Raw genomic sequence first — 16,033 nt, forward strand, 5'->3', positions numbered from 1 at the left:
TATGCCTAGCACCCCAAGTCTGCCATCGCGGTACTTCGCGCCTGCCTACGGTCTGGGCAGCTTCGGCCCAGCAATTTTTATCCTCACGCCGCAAGTGTTGCTGCTTTTTTTCATGACCGAAACGCTCGGTATTCCGGCTGGCATGGCCGGTGGCGGGCTGCTGATTCCAAAACTCTGGGAGTTGATCAGTGATCCGCTGATCGGTCGCTGGTCAGACCGTCTGCACACCCGTTGGGGTCGCCGCCGCCCGCTTATGGCTCTCGGCAGCCTGATGTTTCTTGCGGCCTTTGCCTTGATGTTTGCTCCGCCGAGCTTTACTGAATGGCACTACTCATTGGCTTGGGTGATTGGTTTTTACACCCTCACATCCACCGCCTACTCGCTCTTCACTGTGCCCTACGCCACGCTGCTGACCGAAGTCACCGATGATCCCCATGTGCGCACTAAGTTGGCTGCCTGGCGCAGTGGACTGCTTGCTGTTGGCTTCGTTTTGGCGGGCAGTCTCGCGCCTTGGTTGGTGAGTGCATCCGGAGGTGGTGAGAAGGGGTATGCGCAAATGGGCATATTGGTTGGGTTGATCGCTTTTGCCGGCATGGCCAGCGCGGTGTTCGGTACCGGCGGTATTCCCGTGCATCGTCCCGTCGCGCATCCACCGAGGAACATACTGGCTCCTTTTCGCAACAGAGCGTTCACCTGGTTGTGGTTGTGTTTTATGGTGCAGATGATATCTGTGAGCGTCTGTACTGCCATGTTGCCGTTCTATGACAAGTACTGGCTGGGTAATAAAGAAGGCACTATTCCAAGTATCTTCGCCGGTATGGCCCTGCTCACCGTCGCTACCACGTGGTGTTGGGCGTGGCTGTCGCGGCGCATAGGCAAGCACCGAGCTTTTGTTGTCGCCACGGTATTTTACGCAATAGCTACGGCCTCTCTTTGGTTGATTTTGTACGGCTCCGTAGGCTTAGGAGTTGCCATTGCTCTGTTCGGTATAGCCAACGCCGGTCAGCAGCTGTTCTGCTTTGCCATCGTCCCCGACATCATCGCCCTGCAGCGCGCACGAACGGGGATCGCCGAGGAGGGCTCCTTCACTGGGCTGTGGATCTGGGGTGAGAAAGTCGGCTTGGCTATAGGTGCAGGGCTTAGTGGCCTGGTTCTGCAACTGGCCGGATTTCAGCAGGGGGCGGGAACTCAGGTGTTGGAGCAGAGCGAAACTGCACTGCACAGCGTGCTGCTGATGGCCACGGTAGTGCCTGCATTAATTTGCCTGCTCTCGATACCTGCTTTGCTTTGTTCCGCAAAAGCCATGTCAAGGCAAAGTGTGCCTAACCAACCGCCGCGCAAGACACAGCAACGCACGGAATTGACATCTGGAAGTATTTAAAAAGTTTGGGGTGCAGCTTGATTGCGATACCGGTCGGACTTTAACCCTTTTGTATAAATGTCGAATGGGGTGACAGTGATCGTCATATTTGGCTGAGCGTATAAAAGTCACAGTGAGTGACTATCGATTCGCGTGCCAAAGGAGAAGAGTGAGAAATGGAATTCCGACATCTTCGCTGCTTCCTTGCTGTGGCCGAGGAGCTGCACTTCGCACGGGCTGCTGAGCGTTTGCACATCGAGCAGTCGCCCTTGTCACGTGCGATCAAGGAGCTTGAAGAAGAGCTGGGAATACAGCTTTTCGTGCGGACAACTCGGAGCACAAAGCTCACGCATGCCGGACGACTGTTTCTGGAGCATGTGCCGCGTGTGTTCACCGTTCTGCAACAGGCTCGCGACAGTGTAAAAGCCGCTGCCAATGGATTCCGCGGTCAACTGCGAATGGCACTTTCGGACGGGATCTCTCCGTCGCGCTTCTCTTCGTTTCTGGCGCTATGTCGGCAAGAGGAGCCGGATGTCGAGATCCGCTTGTTTGAAGTGTCGTTGGCTCAGCAGATCAAGGGACTGCACGACGATCTTTATGACGCTGGATTTGCCCAGTCGGATGAGGTCGGAGATGGCATCGTCGCCACTCAGGCCTGGAGTGATCCCTTGATGGTGGCTGTGCCGGCGCGCCATCCGATCCTGTCCCACAAGCGTATTCCGGTGGATGAGCTGCTCCGATATCCGCTGGTATTGTGTGACCCGCAGGCTTGTGAAGGCCACGCGCGCCAGGTCGAGCGTTTTCTGCGCCAAACTGGAACTGAGCCACTGGTGGCAGAGCTGGTGGTCTCTTGCGACTTGATGATGGCGCTTGTGGCTGCAGGTTTTGCCCTGGGGTTGACGGGCGAGTCGAACATCGCAGCCTGCCGAGAGTCAGGGATTGTTGGCCGTTCTCTGGCAGGGTGTTGTCCGGTGCTTACCACCTACCTGTTGCGCTCGACACGCGAACCATCGGTGACGTTGGCGCGTTTCATTGAACGGGTACAAGCCATCGAGTCAGCGGAGAACGCCTAGGCCATGGTATCCAGCCATACCGATACCTTGGGAGGAAATTGCGCCATGCAGAAGATCATGCCGATTCTATGTGTCCTGGCACTCACCGCCTGTGGTCAGGCTGAAACACCGTCGCCCTCGGCGTTACCCACGGTTGATGAAATCGCGGCCGATCCCGTGCGGCTGAAGGCGCTACGCCAGCAGTGCAAGCTGGAACGTGCCAAGCTGGGTGACAAGCTGTGCAATCGTGTCGCCGAGGCTACGCGCAAGCGCTTCTATGGCGATGGGGAAGTGCCCTATACACCGCCGAAAGAACCGCCCAAGTTCTGATCGTGGGCGATCTACGCGAATCCTTCACTGGTTCGCTTTATACGCCGCAATACGCTCGTTCGTGCTGTGGTTTCTCGCCATTTGCTCTCGTATGAATTGATGCGCTCCAGTCCAGTTTTGTCCCGATAAAGGTCTTTGACCGGCACTGCCCCGGCACCGAATCTCGACCGTGCAGCCAGCATTTTTGCTGCTTTCACGGGAGAAATCGGGAGCCGAAAAATGCAAGGGACGAACGTGCTGTTCGGACAGGTCACCGCCGTATTCGGCATCGTGATCGTCGGTGTGTGGACTGCCACACAATGGACAGCCGCCGCCCTGGGCTATCAGGTACGCCTGGGTTCGCCCTGGTTCGACTGCTTCGGTACGCCGATTTATCACCCCTGGCGGCTGTTCGACTGGTGGTTCTTCTTCGGTGCCTATGCACCGCAAGTTTTCGATACCGGTGGCGCCATTGCCGCCGCCAGCGGCCTGGTGGCCACGGGCGTCGCCATCGCCATGTCGGTCTGGCGGGCGCGTCAGTCGCGCCTGGTCACTACCTATGGGTCGGCGCGTTGGGCCCAGATCGACGACATCCGTAAGGCGCGGCTGGATTGTGCCGCAGGTGTATTCCTAGGGCTGCATGACGACCAGTACCTGCGCCACGACGGGCCTGAGCATGTCCTGGCCTTTGCGCCGACTCGCTCGGGCAAGGGTGTCGGCCTGGTGGTTCCCACGCTGCTCAGCTGGCCGGCCTCGGCCGTCATCCACGACATCAAGGGCGAGAACTGGAATCTCACCGCCGGCTGGCGCTCGCGCTTCTCGCACTGCCTGCTGTTCAACCCCACCGATGTAAAGTCGGCCGCCTACAACCCATTGTTGGAAGTGCGTCGGGGCGACCACGAGGTGCGCGATGTGCAGAACATCGCTGACATCCTGGTCGACCCGGAGGGGGCGCTGGAGCGTCGCACCCATTGGGAGAAGACCTCGCACGCACTACTGGTCGGCGCCATCCTGCACGTGCTCTACGCCGGCGAGGACAAGACGTTGCGTGGTGTCGCCAACTTCCTGAGCGACCCGGAATGTCCGTTCGAGGTGACGTTGCACCGGATGATGACGACGCGGCACCTGGGCGACGGAACGCATCCGGTGGTGGCATCCGCCGCCCGCGAAGTGCTGAACAAGAGCGAGAACGAGCGCTCGGGTGTGTTGAGCACCGCCATGTCGTTCCTGGGACTGTACCGCGACCCCACGGTGGCTCACGTCACCTCGCGCTGCGACTGGCGTATCGCCGACCTGATCGCCGCCGCGCATCCGGTGTCTCTGTACCTGGTGGTGCCGCCCTCGGATATCAGTCGTACCAAGCCGCTGATCCGCCTGATCCTCAACCAGATCGGCCGACGCCTGACCGAATCGCTTGACGGCAGCGATGGGGTAGAGCGGCGGCACACATTGCTGTTGATGCTCGACGAGTTTCCCGCGCTGGGCCGTTTGGACTTCTTCGAGTCGGCGCTGGCGTTCATGGCTGGCTATGGCTTGCGTGCATTCCTCATCTCGCAGTCGCTCAACCAGATCGACAAGGCCTACGGGCAGAACCATTCCATCCTCGACAACTGCCATGTGCGCGTGACCTTCGCCACCAACGATGAACGCACGGCCAAGCGCATTTCCGAAACGTTGGGCACCGCGACGGAACTGCGCGCACAGCGCAATTACGCGGGGCACCGGCTTGCGCCGTGGCTGGGGCACCTGATGGTGTCGCGCCAGGAGACGGCGCGGCCGCTGCTGACGCCGGGCGAGGTGATGCAGCTGCCGCCCGAAGAGGCCGTGGTGATGGTGTCCAGCGTCGCACCGATCCGGGCCAGGAAGTTGCGCTACTACAGAGATGCCAACTTCAAACGGCGTGTTCTGTCTCCGCCGACTCTCGCAGCCGGGAGCTATGCCGACGCACCACCAGCGCGTACGGATGACTGGAGTGGTTTGACTGTTCCGGTAGCGCCAATGGCCCCAGGGCTCGGCGATGACTCGACTTCCATCGCCGACGAGAGTGGACCACGCCGTCAGCCCGAACTGTCCGAGACCGTCGCCTACAACCCGGAGCAGGAACCTGCCTACAGCGACTTGGCACTGCTCGATGACGACGATCTGCCGCCCGTTCTCCCTCGTCAGCTCAATCCAGCCATGCAGCGTGTCGCTCGGCTGGTGTCCCTCGATCTCGACGACGGAATCCAGTTATGAGCCAGTACCGCCTCAATCTGTTTATCCAGCCCGAACATGCCCGCCGCCTGGATGAGCTGGCCGCCAAGAAGGGCGTGTCCAAGTCTTCCATCGTCGCGGCGGCCCTGGCGTCCTGGCTGTCGCCGGAGGCAGGCGACCAGCGCGAGGCCGCCATCGCCAAGCGGCTGGATCGCCTATCGCGGCAATTCGAGCGCCTGGAGCGCGACCAGACCATCGAGATCGAGACGCTGGCGTTGTTCGTGCGCTACTTCCTGACCGTCAGCACACCGGTGCCCGAGGCGCATCAAGAGGCGGCCAAGGCCCAAGGCAAGGCACGTTTCGAGCAGTTCGTCGAGCAGCTCGGTCGCCACTTGCTGCGAGGCCGCAGCCTGGTGCGCGATGTAGTGGAGGAGCTGCATCCGGACAATCCGCACATGGGTGAAGCCGCGCTGGACGAAGCGCGGGAGCGTGTTTCATGAGCGCCGCGCCGCAATCCTTCAGCGCGACCTCGCTGGATCGGCGCATCCGCATGCTGCGCACGGCGATGGGGCCGATTATTGCCGCCGCGCTTGAAGATCCGGATGTGGTGGAAATCATGCTCAACCCTGACCGGACGCTGTGGGTGGATCGCCTGTCGTCGGGGCGTGCGCCCCTGGGTGCGGAGCTGTCCGAGGCGGACGGCGAACGCATCATTCGTCTAGTCGCCGCACATGTTGGCGCGGAGGTGCATCGTGGCCAGCCGCTGCTGAGCGCCGAGCTGCCGGAAACCGGTGAGCGCTTCGAGGGCATTCTGCCGCCGGCGGCACCCGGCCCGGCTTTTGCCCTGCGCAAGCGCGCCGTGGGTGTCATTCCATTGGAGCGCTACGTGGCCGACGGGGTGATGACCGCCGCGCAGGCGGAGTTCCTGTGTGGCGCGGTGCGTGAGCGGCAGAACATCCTGATCGCCGGCGGCACCAGCACCGGCAAGACCACGCTCGCCAATGCCTTGCTCGCGGAGATCACCGTCACCGGCGACCGCGTGCTGGTGCTCGAAGACACCATCGAGCTGCAATGCGCCGCGCGCGACCACGTGCCGCTGCGCACGCGTGCGGGCGTGGTGTCCATGCGTGAGCTGGTGCGCGCCACTATGCGGCTGCGCCCCGACCGCGTGGTCGTTGGCGAGGTGCGCGGCGGCGAGGCGCTGGATCTCATCAAGGTCTGGGGCACCGGCCACCCGGGCGGCATAGCCACCATCCATGCCGGCTCCGCCCTGGGTGCACTGCTGCGCTTGGAACAACTGGTGCTCGAAGTGGCCGTGAATCCGCCGCGTGCGTTGATCGCCGAGGCGATCAACGTGGTGATCTTCATCGCCGGCCGAGGCCGCCTGCGTCGTATCGAGAGCATCGCTCGCGTGACCGGCTTCGACGATGCCGGCTACCACCTGGTGGATGTGCTGGGAGAGTCGCTTGCCGATCAGATCACGCCATTTTTCCTGTCCCCGACCACGCCTGGAGAACTGCCATGACGCAGACACATGTCCCTGTTTCCCGTTTTTCCGTAAATCCGGCCACGTGCCTCGCATACCTGCGCCGCCTGGTCACGGTTGCACAGCATGGCCTGCAGCTGGCCGTCGTCATGCTGATGACGGCCGGCACGGCGAGGGCCGCTGGCTCCTCGATGCCTTGGGAAGGCCCGCTCGAATCCATCCTCGAATCGATCCAGGGGCCGGTCGCGCGCATCGTGGCCGTCATTATCATCATCTCCACAGGCCTGGCGCTGGCATTCGGCGACACCTCGGGTGGCTTTCGCAAGCTGATCCAGATCGTGTTCGGCTTGAGCATCGCCTTCGCGGCGTCCTCGTTCTTCCTATCGTTCTTCAGCTTCTCCGGCGGGGCAGTCGTATGAGCACGACCAGCGACCTGCCGGGCTTCGAGGTGCCGCTGCACCGCTCGCTGACTGAACCGATTCTGCTGGGCGGCGCGCCGCGCACCGTGGCCATTGCCAACGGCACGTTGGCCGCCGCCGTTGGGCTGGGCCTGCAACTCTGGCTTCCGGGCCTGGTGCTGTGGTTGGTCGGGCATGCGCTTGCGGTATGGGGTGCGCGCGTCGATCCGCAGTTCATGCAGGTGTTTGCCAGGCACCTCAAGCACAAGCCGCTGTTGGACATTTGACGGGGAGAGCGCCGCGATGCTGAACCTAGCCGAATACCGCTTGCGACCGGCCTTGCTTGCCGACTGGCTGCCATGGGCCGGTCTGGTTGCGCCGGGTGTGGTGCTGAACAAAGACGGTTCGTTCCAGCGCACCGCGCGTTTTCGGGGTCCTGACCTCGATAGTGCGACGCAAGGTGAGTTGGTGGCCATCACTGCACGGCTGAACAACGCGCTGCGTCGCCTCGGCGCTGGTTGGGCGTTGTTCGTCGAGGCTGAGCGCCGGGCGGCGGCGGGTTACCCACACTCGGACTTTCCCGAGCCACTGTCGTGGCTGGTGGACGAGGAGCGGCGAGCAACGTTCGAGGAGTCTGGCCACCACTTCGAGAGTGGCTACCATCTCACGCTGCAATACCTGCCGCCAGAAGAGTCGCGCGCTCGCGCGGCGAAGCTGTTCTACGAGAACTCCCCGACGGCCGGCGTGGACTGGCGCGAGCGCCTGGCGGCCTTCGTCGCGGAGACCGGGCGCATCTTCGATCTGTTTGACGGCGTGATGCCGGAGATCGACTGGCTCGGCGACGGCGAAACGCTGAGCTACCTTCATGCGACTGTTTCGACTAGGCACTATGACGTCGAGGTTCCGGATGTGCCGTTCCACCTCGATACGCTACTGGCTGACATGCCGCTGCTCGGTGGCTTGGCGCCGATGTTGGGCGATGCGCACCTGCGCGTGGTGACGGTGCGCGGTTTCCCAACCTCGACCTGGCCGGGAATTCTGGACGATCTCAACCGGTTGGGCTTTGCCTACCGCTGGAGCACGCGTTTTCTGTGCCTGGACAAGGCCGAGGCAGAAAAGGAGCTCGGCCGCCTGCGCCGCCAGTGGTTCGCCAAGCGCAAGAGCGTCCTGGCGCTGCTACGTGAAACCCTGTTCCAGCAGGAAAGTCCGCTGCTGGATACCGACGCCAGCAACAAGGCGGCGGATGCTGATGCCGCTTTGCAGGCGCTGGGCAGCGACCAGGTCGCCTTCGGCTTCGTTACCGCGACCGTAACAGTGCTCGATGTCGACGCTGACAGGGCTGACGAGAAGTTGCGCAGGGTGGAGCGCGTCATCCAGGGGCGGGGCTTCGTGACCATCCCAGAGACCCTCAATTCGGTGGAGGCGTGGTTGTCCTCGGTGCCGGGCAATACCTACGCCAACGTGCGTCAACCCATCGTCTCGACGCTGAACCTCGCGCACCTGATGCCGGTGTCGGCGGTATGGGCCGGACCGCAGGGTAACGCACACCTCGACGGGCCGCCGCTGATCGTCACCCGCACTGAGGGTGCGACACCGTTCCGGCTGGTGACGCACCTCGGCGACGTTGGGCATACCCTAGTCGTCGGCCCGACCGGCATGGGCAAGTCCGTCCTGCTCGCCACACTGGCGCTGCAGTTCCGCCGCTACCCCGGCTCGCGCATCTTCGCCTTCGACATGGGCCGCTCCATGCGGGCGACGGTGCTCGGCCTGGGCGGCGAGCATTACGACCTGGGCGCCGATGGCGCGATTGCCTTCCAGCCGCTCGCGTTCATCGACCAGGAAGGCTATCGCAGCTGGGCGGCCGAGTGGGTCGAAGGGCGTCTGTTGCACGAGGGCCTTGCCGTTGGTCCCGACGAGAGAGCGGCTATCTGGTCCGCGCTAGGCAGCCTCGCTGGCGCGCCGGTCGAGCAGCGCACGCTCACCGGCCTATCGGTGCTGCTGCAGTCGAATGCACTGCGCCAGGCGCTGGCACCCTACGTGCTCGGCGGAGCGCACGGCAAGCTGCTCGACTCCGACCTCGACTATTTAGGCATGGCTGACGTGCAGTGCTTCGAGATGGAGGAGCTGATGCACAGCAAGGCGGCGGTGCTGGCTGTGTTGGGCTATCTGTTCGCGCGCCTAGAGGAACGCTTCGACGGCGCGCCGACGCTGTTGATCCTCGACGAGTCCTGGCTGTTTCTCGACGCCCCGGTGTTCGCCGCGCGCATTCGTCAGTGGCTCAAGACGCTGCGCAAGAAGAACGTCAGCGTGATCTTCGCCACGCAGTCGCTCGCCGACATCAAGGACTCGACCATCGCCCCGGCGATCATCGAGAGCTGCGTCAGTCGTATCTTCCTGCCCAATCCGCAGGCCAGTGAGCCGCAAATACGCACGATCTACGAGGGCTTCGGTCTCAGCGGGCGGCAGATCGAGATCGTCGCCACCGCGCAGCCCAAGCGCGATTACTACTACCAGTCCCGCGCTGGCAATCGGCTGTTCGACCTCGACCTGGGGCCGGTCACGCTCGCGTTCACGGGTGCCTCGACGCCCCAGGATCAGCGCGCCATCGACGGCGTGCTGGGCGATGCCGGTGTGCCCGGCTTCGCCGCTGCCTGGCTGCGCCATCGCGGCCTCGACTGGGCGGCCGAGCTGCTGCCGTCGTCACCCTGTGTCGTGTCGTCCCGCGCGGTTCAACTTCAGGAGGTTTCGCCATGAAAGTCCATGCGCTGCCCTTATTTCTCTCCATCCAGATGTCCGCAGCGTTACTGGTGGTGCAGCCTGCGGCTGCATTAACCGTGATCGATCCGGCGAACCTCATGCAGAACACCCTGACGGCGATCCGCACGCTGGAGCAGATCAACAACCAGGTGCAGCAACTGCAGAACGAGGCGCAGATGCTCAGCAATCAGGCGCGCAACTTGGCCAGTCTCGACTTCAACGTCGTCAATCGACTGCGGGCGTCGCTGGCCAGGAGCGAGCAACTGATCGCAGAAGCTCGGGGACTTGCCTACGACGTGCAGAACCTCGACAGCGAGTTCGCCCGGCTGTACCCCGACGAGTACGCCGCCACCGTCAGCGGCGACCAAATGTACCGGGATGCCCGCGAGCGCTGGGCGCACACGCTCGATGGCCTGCACACGGCGATGCGCATGCAGGCGCAGGTGTCGGGAAACCTGAGCGACGATGAAAGTGCGTTGACTGATTTGGTGGGCCAGAGCCAATCGGCCACCGGCGCCCTGCAGGCCATGCAGGCGACCAACCAGCTGCTGGCCCTGCAGGCCAAGCAGTCCATCCAGGCGCAACAGCTTCAGCTCACGCAGGACCGCGCGGCTTCGTTGGAGCTGGCGCGACAGGCGGCGGCCAGCGAGCGTGCTCGCGAGGTGCGGCGGCGTTTCCTGGGCGAAGGCACGCTGTATACGCCGCAGTCTGTCCAGTTCTACGGGAACTGAAGGAGGACGCCATGCGATACGTCCTTGTGTTGTCGGTTGCGCTGCTGGCGGGCTGCGGTGAGCCGTCCAGTGAAGACCTGACCGCCGGCCCTGTGCGGCTCAAGGCGCTGCGCGCCCAGTGCGCAGCCGACCGGCAGGCCGTGGGCGAGGGCGCTTGCCGGGCTGCCGCCGAGGTGTCTCGGCGCCGTTTCTTCGCTGGCCAAAGCGGCCCGGAAGAATACGTCACCTTGGAGGAGCTGCCGCCGATTCCACCGACTTTTGACAGCCCCGTCGACGATGAGGCTGAGGCCGGGCGCGATGCGCCGGCTGCTTTTGCTTCGGAGACCACACCATGAATGACGTGACGGTCATCGACCGCTTTCTCGATACGTTCTCGCGCTACATCGACTCGGGCTTCGGGTTGCTGCAGGGCGAGGTCGCCTTCCTGACCGCCACGCTGATCGCCATCGATATGACGTTCGCCGGGCTCTACTGGGCGCTTGGTCATGCCACCGGCCAAGGTGAAGACGTGATGGCGAAGCTCATTCGCAAGGTGCTCTACGTCGGTGCCTTCGCCTACATCATCGGTAACTTCAACTGGCTGGCCAGCATCGTCTTCCGCTCCTTTGCCGGGCTGGGCCTGACGGCGACCGGCTCGCTCAGCATGGAGACCTTCCTGCAGCCGGGACGGCTGGCGAAAACCGGCATCGACGCCGGCGCACCGATCCTGGAGCAGATCGGCGAGATGACCGGCTTCCCCGAAGTGTTCGTCAACCTCGACCCCATTGTCATCCTGTTCCTGGCCTATCTGGTGGTCATCGTCAGCTTCTTCGTACTGGCGATACAGCTGTTCATCACCCTGATCGAGTTCAAGCTGACCACGCTTGCAGGGTTCGTACTGGTGCCATTCGCGTTGTGGAACAAGACCGCCTTCCTGGCCGAAAAGGTGCTGGGCAACGTGGTGTCCTCCGGCGTCAAGGTGCTGGTGCTGGCGGTGATCGTCGGTATTGGCACGGGGTTGTTCGCCGAGTTCCAGGTACATCCCGACGAGCCGTCCATCGACCACGCGCTGGTGGTCATGCTGGCCTCGCTGGCGTTGCTCGCCCTGGGCATCTTCGGCCCGGGCATCGCCACGGGGCTGATTTCCGGTGGCCCGCAGCTGGGTGCGGGAGCGATGGCCGGTGCCGCGCTCGGTACGGCGGGCATGGCTGTCGCCGTCGGTGCCGCCGCAACCGGCGTGGGTGCTGCGGTCGCGGCCGGAGCGCGCATGGCACCGGCCGCGAAGCTGGCTGCCGGGATGCGCTCGCTCAAGGGCCGGTTTGCTGGTGGAGGTGGAGCTTCCTCTGGTGGCAGCGCGGCCGCCCTGGGCAATGCGCACCAGGTCGCCAACGATGCCAAGGCGCAACCCGCATGGGCCAAGCGCTTGCAGCGCCGCCAGCAGATCAGCCATGCCGCCACCACCGTCGCGCACACGCTGCGCGGTGGCGACGGCGGCGGTTCGGGCAGTGGCCCGAACTTGCGGGATTCGGATTCATAAAGGAGGACGAACCATGCGTTTCAACCGTCCGCGGGTGCGCTATGCCGAGACGCCGCAACCCGCCACCCCGTACCAGGCCGCTGCGCAGGCGTGGGACGAGCGCATCGGCTCGGCCCGCGTGCAGGCGAGAAACTGGCGCTTCATGGCCTTTGGCTGTCTGGCGCTCGCACTGCTGATGGCGGGCGGTCTGGTCTGGCGCTCGGCGCAGTCCATCGTCACGCCCTATGTGGTGGAGGTGGACAGGTCTGGCCAGGTTCGCGCGGTCGGCGAGGCCGCCACACCGTACCGGCCGGCCGATGCGCAGGTCGCCTATCACCTGGCGCGCTTTGTCACGCTGGTGCGCTCGCTGTCCATCGACCCGATCGTGGTACGGCAGAACTGGCTCGATGCCTACGACTACACCACTGATCGTGGCGCGGCCGTGCTCAACGACTACGCGCGTACCAACGATCCGTTCGCCCGCGTCGGCAAGGAGTCGGTGACGGTGCAGGTTAGCAGCGTCGTGCGGGCCAGCGACGCCTCTTTCAACGTGCGCTGGACGGAGCAGCGCTTCGTCCACGGCTCGCCCGTCGGCACCGAGCGCTGGAACGCGGTGATCTCCACCGTATTGCAAACCCCGCGTACCGAACAGCGCCTGCGCAAGAACCCCCTGGGCATCTACGTCAACGGGCTGTCGTGGAGTCGCGAACTCGATGCGTCCGAAGGAGCCAAGCCATGAACCTGTCTTTTCGTATATCCGCGCTCCCCTTGGTTTTGCTTGCCTTGGCCGGCTGTAGCGGCCAGGGCAAGCTACCACCGCGTATTTCGCTCGACGAGCCGGTGCTGGCGCAGCCGCTGCCCGAGCCACCTAAGCCGCTGACCGTGGTGGCGGTGCCCAAGGTGTTGCCGATGCCGGCACAGATGAAGCCGCTGTCAGACGAAGCCGGTCCTGCGCCGGAGCCGGCCGACGAGAAAGTGAGGGTGTCGCGCGCCAACCAGGAGGCGAGGGTGGTGCCTACGCGAGAGGGCTACATCAATGCAATCCAAGTCTGGCCCTACAGTGACGGCGCGCTTTACCAAGTCTATGCCGCGCCGGAGCGCGTGACCGTTATCGCGCTGCAGGCCGGTGAGGAACTGGTGACGGTGGCCGCTGGCGACACGGTGCGCTGGATCGTCGGCGACACCTCCAGTGGTTCCGGCGACGCGCTGCGTGTCAACGTGCTGGTTAAGCCTATTCGCTCGGGCCTCAAGACCAATCTGGTCATCACCACCAGCCGGCGCACCTACCTGATTGAGCTGACTTCGACCGAGAAAGCCTGGATGGCCTCGGTATCCTGGGATTACCCGAAAGACAGGATGCTGGCCCTGCAGCGCCAGGCGCAGGCCGCGCAGACGAGCGCGCCGGTCGATAGCGGCCTCTCGCTAGAGAAGCTCCGCTTCCGCTACGCGATCAGCGGCAGCAATCCGCCGTGGCAGCCGCTGCGCGCCTTCGATGATGGCGAGAAGGTCTACATCCAGTTTCCCGCCGGCATCGCCCAGGGCGAGCTGCCGCCGATGTTCGTGATCGGTGCGCAAGGCGATGGGCAGTTGGTCAACTACCGTTTCCGCTCGCCGTACTACATCGTAGATCGGCTGTTTGGCGCGGCTGAACTGCGCCTGGGCGGCGACAAGGGCGACGTGGTACGCATCGAGCGCACGGATGGTGTGGCGCGGGGGAACTGAGCATGAGTCAGGACGATACCCCCGACCTTGTCGCGCCGCAGGCCGGCAAAGTCCCGCCTGAAACGGTGGCTTTGCGCGCCCAGCCACGCCCGGTCACGCGATTGAATCGGCGCATCCTGGCAGCGCTTGCCGGCGGGCTCTCCGTCGCGGTGCTTGGGGCCACCATCTGGTCCTTGCAGCCGCCGAAGCCTCGGGGAGGGAGCGATTCGGCGGAACTATATAATGTCGACCGCGTTTCTCGCTCCGAAGGGCTCGACCGGCTGCCCTCTGACTATTCCAAGTTGCCGCCACCGTCGCCACCACCACCCGAGCTGGGGCCGCCGCTGCCGGGCGATCTTGGCCCGGCCATCGTGCAGTCGCAGCGACCGTCGGCACCCAGCTACACGCCGCCTGGCCATGATCCAGCCGAGGCCCAGCGGCTGGCACGCCTTAAGGAGGCAGAAGAGGCTGCGGCCTCATCGGTGTTCTTCCGCACGGGCAGCCCGCGCCCAACTGTGGCTGCGCCTGCACAACCTGCCTCGGATTCAGCAACACTGGCGGGCTTCGATCCGCTGGCCTCCGGTCCGGCATCCACGGCCGCACAGCCCGCCGACCCGACCGCCGTGCAGAACCGGCAGGAGCAAAAGGAGGCGTTCCTGCACACCGGTGTCGCGGAAACTCACAATTCTGGGAACCTGCAGCTGCCTGCGTCGCCGTACCAGGTTATGGCTGGCACAGTGATTGCCGGCGCGCTGGTAACAGGCATCAAGTCGGATCTTCCGGGTGATGTGATCGGCACGGTGACGGAACCGGTCTACGACACTGCGACCGGCAGGTACCTTTTGATTCCGCAGAGCTCGCGCATCCTCGGCCGCTACAACAGCCAGGTCAGCTACGGGCAGAGCCGTGTGCAGGTGGTCTGGAACCGCATCATCCTGCCGGACACGTCCTCACTGACGCTGGACAACCTTGTGGGTACTGACCCGGCCGGTTATTCCGGCCTGGAAGATGGTGTGGACTGGCACTGGGATCGCGTCTTCGCTGGCGCGGCGCTGACGACGTTGCTGGGTATCGGTGCCGAGCTGGCCGCACCGGAGAACCGCCAGGACGGCGACCGCGTCATCATTGCCGGTCGTGACGGCGTGCAGGACAGCGTGAACCAGGTCGGACAGGAGATGACCCGGCGCAGCATGAACATTCAGCCCACCTTGACCGAACGCCCGGGCCTGCCGGTACGCATCATCGTTAACCGGGACCTGGTGCTTCGGCCTTACCAACCGCTGTTCTTCAATCGGGGGATTTCACGATGAGCACGACACGCAAACTGCGTCTGGGGCCGTTGCCCAAGACCGAGAGCTCGAAGCTGACATTCGCGTGCCCGGCCAGTCTGAAGAATGACCTCGACCGCAATGCCGCAGTGTTGCAGCATTGCGACCTTTGGTTGACTTCTTATCTGCGAAAGCCGATTACGAAATATCGATCGCCAACACGCGGATCGATATGCGCTTGTTAGGGAGTCCCCACTTGCCTGCCAGATAGTCGGTATTTACCACTTCGGCCGATCTCAGCGACAGATCGGCGCCAGCGGCAAACAGCACTTCGTTTTCATGACCGAGATTCGTGCCTTTCCGCTTGTAAGCAAACACCTTTGTCTTCGGGTTGGTCGCTTTTAGTACGAACAAGTCGATCCGGCCGGCTTCGTACCCTTTGCCTATATGGTCGGCGTTCCGTAGGGCAACCTGTGGGCAAAACGAAGTGGAAAGTGGGCGATCTGTAACTAGGTGATCTCCGCCCGGCCACAAGCCTGCATGGAAGAGGCATTGCTGCTCAATTAGTACATGGCCGATCGCTTCGACTTCCTTGGAAACCTGATCGAAATCACAGTTGGGATAGGATTTCTGATAGCGAGAAAGTTCGTCAGGAGTCCTGGAGGGCATGGCTTGCCGCCAGTACTTGTAAGCATCACTGCTGTCCAATGCGTTATTGATGAAGTTGCCAAGACCGTTGTCAGCGCCGACACGAGCCATGTAAGTGGCAGCATCAAAAGCGCTACCGACGGATGCTTCCAGTCCTGTGCGAATGCGCAGGTGAGGGTTTCCTGCTGCCATCATCTCATCAAGTGTGGGGCTTCTCTCTTCCCACTTCTCATAAGGCGGGAAAAACGTATCTACAAGTGGAAGGCTCACTAAAGAAAATCCCTTTTCAACGGTTCTTCTGGGAGGGCAGCATGTCACTTTGCACAATGAGTTCGAGCTCTTGGCGCACCTGCTCCTGGAGACGATCCATATCGTTGATGCTGTCGCCAGCGAAGGTCGACGCTAGCAGTGTGAGGGGATGTATGTCTATTACCTCGCAAAGCTCAGTCAGCTTGTGCAATGGCGAGAAACCGTGGATTTCGTCGTGGCGCAACTGTGCATAACCGACCACGACAATATTTGGCTAGCGAGTGTCGGTGTGGATCTCTGTCTAAGCCTGAAGCTTGCGATAGTATTGCGAATTTGGTCTGGCGTGTGGGCGCCAAGCCTGTGCAAAGGGAGATTGACTTGGTCAA

At 63.1% G+C, this 16,033-nt stretch carries 16 protein-coding genes and 1 pseudogene; 16 read left to right on the plus strand and 1 reads right to left on the minus strand.

Going from position 1 to position 16,033, the window contains the following annotated elements; translation table 11 throughout:
• Position 1: 1 nt before the first annotated feature.
• The 16 genes and pseudogenes from AC56DI_RS07780 to AC56DI_RS07855 all read left to right on the plus strand — a co-directional run.
• On the plus strand, positions 2-1,381 hold the full coding sequence (locus tag AC56DI_RS07780; RefSeq protein WP_496345639.1) for an MFS transporter: 1,380 nt from the start codon (positions 2-4) through the stop codon (positions 1,379-1,381).
• A 155-nt stretch (positions 1,382-1,536) separates the two neighbouring features.
• The gene (locus tag AC56DI_RS07785) at positions 1,537-2,433 is read left to right on the plus strand and encodes a LysR family transcriptional regulator (RefSeq protein ID WP_496345640.1); all 897 of its coding nucleotides are present in this window, start codon (positions 1,537-1,539) and stop codon (positions 2,431-2,433) included.
• A gap of 45 nt (positions 2,434-2,478) precedes the next feature.
• On the plus strand, positions 2,479-2,742 hold the full coding sequence (locus tag AC56DI_RS07790) for an EexN family lipoprotein (protein ID WP_496345641.1): 264 nt from the start codon (positions 2,479-2,481) through the stop codon (positions 2,740-2,742).
• Between the two features lie 219 nt (positions 2,743-2,961).
• Complete coding sequence (locus AC56DI_RS07795; RefSeq protein ID WP_496345827.1) at positions 2,962-4,956, plus strand: conjugal transfer protein TraG; 1,995 nt, start codon at positions 2,962-2,964, stop codon at positions 4,954-4,956.
• Positions 4,953-5,414, plus strand: coding sequence for a CopG family transcriptional regulator (locus tag AC56DI_RS07800; protein ID WP_496345642.1), 462 nt, complete (start codon positions 4,953-4,955; stop codon positions 5,412-5,414). The genes AC56DI_RS07795 and AC56DI_RS07800 overlap by 4 nt, the downstream gene beginning before the upstream one ends.
• A complete protein-coding gene (trbB, locus tag AC56DI_RS07805; RefSeq protein WP_496345643.1) occupies positions 5,411-6,439 on the plus strand; it encodes a P-type conjugative transfer ATPase TrbB in 1,029 nt (342 codons plus the stop codon). The genes AC56DI_RS07800 and trbB overlap by 4 nt, the downstream gene beginning before the upstream one ends.
• Positions 6,436-6,819, plus strand: a complete 384-nt coding sequence (locus tag AC56DI_RS07810; protein ID WP_496345644.1) for a TrbC/VirB2 family type IV secretion system protein — start codon at positions 6,436-6,438, stop codon at positions 6,817-6,819. The genes trbB and AC56DI_RS07810 overlap by 4 nt, the downstream gene beginning before the upstream one ends.
• Entirely contained in the window at positions 6,816-7,085 is a 270-nt protein-coding gene (locus tag AC56DI_RS07815; RefSeq protein WP_496345645.1) for a VirB3 family type IV secretion system protein, read from the plus strand. The genes AC56DI_RS07810 and AC56DI_RS07815 overlap by 4 nt, the downstream gene beginning before the upstream one ends.
• Before the next feature lie 16 nt (positions 7,086-7,101).
• Positions 7,102-9,552, plus strand: coding sequence for a conjugal transfer protein TrbE (trbE, locus tag AC56DI_RS07820; RefSeq protein WP_496345646.1), 2,451 nt, complete (start codon positions 7,102-7,104; stop codon positions 9,550-9,552).
• The gene (gene trbJ / locus AC56DI_RS07825) at positions 9,549-10,286 is read left to right on the plus strand and encodes a P-type conjugative transfer protein TrbJ (protein WP_496345647.1); all 738 of its coding nucleotides are present in this window, start codon (positions 9,549-9,551) and stop codon (positions 10,284-10,286) included. The genes trbE and trbJ overlap by 4 nt, the downstream gene beginning before the upstream one ends.
• A gap of 11 nt (positions 10,287-10,297) precedes the next feature.
• Complete coding sequence (locus AC56DI_RS07830) at positions 10,298-10,621, plus strand: EexN family lipoprotein (RefSeq protein ID WP_496345648.1); 324 nt, start codon at positions 10,298-10,300, stop codon at positions 10,619-10,621.
• Positions 10,618-11,802 (plus strand): P-type conjugative transfer protein TrbL, encoded by a 1,185-nt coding sequence (gene trbL / locus AC56DI_RS07835; RefSeq protein ID WP_496345649.1) that lies wholly within the window; start codon positions 10,618-10,620, stop codon positions 11,800-11,802. The genes AC56DI_RS07830 and trbL overlap by 4 nt, the downstream gene beginning before the upstream one ends.
• Positions 11,803-11,815: 13 nt before the next feature.
• The gene (gene trbF / locus AC56DI_RS07840; protein WP_023446472.1) at positions 11,816-12,520 is read left to right on the plus strand and encodes a conjugal transfer protein TrbF; all 705 of its coding nucleotides are present in this window, start codon (positions 11,816-11,818) and stop codon (positions 12,518-12,520) included.
• Positions 12,517-13,503 (plus strand): P-type conjugative transfer protein TrbG, encoded by a 987-nt coding sequence (gene trbG, locus AC56DI_RS07845; protein ID WP_496345650.1) that lies wholly within the window; start codon positions 12,517-12,519, stop codon positions 13,501-13,503. The genes trbF and trbG overlap by 4 nt, the downstream gene beginning before the upstream one ends.
• Before the next feature lie 2 nt (positions 13,504-13,505).
• Positions 13,506-14,792: a TraB/TrbI/VirB10 family type IV secretion system protein gene (locus AC56DI_RS07850; protein WP_496345651.1), complete on the plus strand. Its 1,287-nt coding sequence runs from the start codon at positions 13,506-13,508 to the stop codon at positions 14,790-14,792.
• Positions 14,789-14,902 (plus strand): annotated as a pseudogene (locus AC56DI_RS07855) (DUF2274 domain-containing protein); the annotation flags it as partial. The gene AC56DI_RS07850 and the pseudogene AC56DI_RS07855, both read left to right, overlap by 4 nt.
• Positions 14,903-14,948: 46 nt before the next feature.
• Here AC56DI_RS07855 and AC56DI_RS07860 read toward each other — a convergent pair.
• Complete coding sequence (locus tag AC56DI_RS07860; protein ID WP_496345652.1) at positions 14,949-15,668, minus strand: hypothetical protein; 720 nt, start codon at positions 15,666-15,668, stop codon at positions 14,949-14,951.
• Between the last annotated feature and the right edge of the window lie 365 nt (positions 15,669-16,033).

It is taken from the genome of Pseudomonas sp. BGA-UO-ETr-WB11 (assembly GCF_059567785.1).

Coding starts and splice junctions, on each gene's coding strand:
- AC56DI_RS07780 (WP_496345639.1), top strand. CDS start 2: ATGCCTAGCACCCCAAGTCTGCCATCGCGGTACTTCGCGCCTGCCTAC.
- trbE (WP_496345646.1), top strand. CDS start 7,102: ATGCTGAACCTAGCCGAATACCGCTTGCGACCGGCCTTGCTTGCCGAC.
- AC56DI_RS07800 (WP_496345642.1), top strand. CDS start 4,953: ATGAGCCAGTACCGCCTCAATCTGTTTATCCAGCCCGAACATGCCCGC.
- trbG (WP_496345650.1), top strand. CDS start 12,517: ATGAACCTGTCTTTTCGTATATCCGCGCTCCCCTTGGTTTTGCTTGCC.
- AC56DI_RS07790 (WP_496345641.1), top strand. CDS start 2,479: ATGCAGAAGATCATGCCGATTCTATGTGTCCTGGCACTCACCGCCTGT.
- AC56DI_RS07810 (WP_496345644.1), top strand. CDS start 6,436: ATGACGCAGACACATGTCCCTGTTTCCCGTTTTTCCGTAAATCCGGCC.
- AC56DI_RS07815 (WP_496345645.1), top strand. CDS start 6,816: ATGAGCACGACCAGCGACCTGCCGGGCTTCGAGGTGCCGCTGCACCGC.
- AC56DI_RS07795 (WP_496345827.1), top strand. CDS start 2,962: ATGCAAGGGACGAACGTGCTGTTCGGACAGGTCACCGCCGTATTCGGC.
- trbL (WP_496345649.1), top strand. CDS start 10,618: ATGAATGACGTGACGGTCATCGACCGCTTTCTCGATACGTTCTCGCGC.
- AC56DI_RS07850 (WP_496345651.1), top strand. CDS start 13,506: ATGAGTCAGGACGATACCCCCGACCTTGTCGCGCCGCAGGCCGGCAAA.
- trbB (WP_496345643.1), top strand. CDS start 5,411: ATGAGCGCCGCGCCGCAATCCTTCAGCGCGACCTCGCTGGATCGGCGC.
- AC56DI_RS07830 (WP_496345648.1), top strand. CDS start 10,298: ATGCGATACGTCCTTGTGTTGTCGGTTGCGCTGCTGGCGGGCTGCGGT.
- trbF (WP_023446472.1), top strand. CDS start 11,816: ATGCGTTTCAACCGTCCGCGGGTGCGCTATGCCGAGACGCCGCAACCC.
- trbJ (WP_496345647.1), top strand. CDS start 9,549: ATGAAAGTCCATGCGCTGCCCTTATTTCTCTCCATCCAGATGTCCGCA.
- AC56DI_RS07785 (WP_496345640.1), top strand. CDS start 1,537: ATGGAATTCCGACATCTTCGCTGCTTCCTTGCTGTGGCCGAGGAGCTG.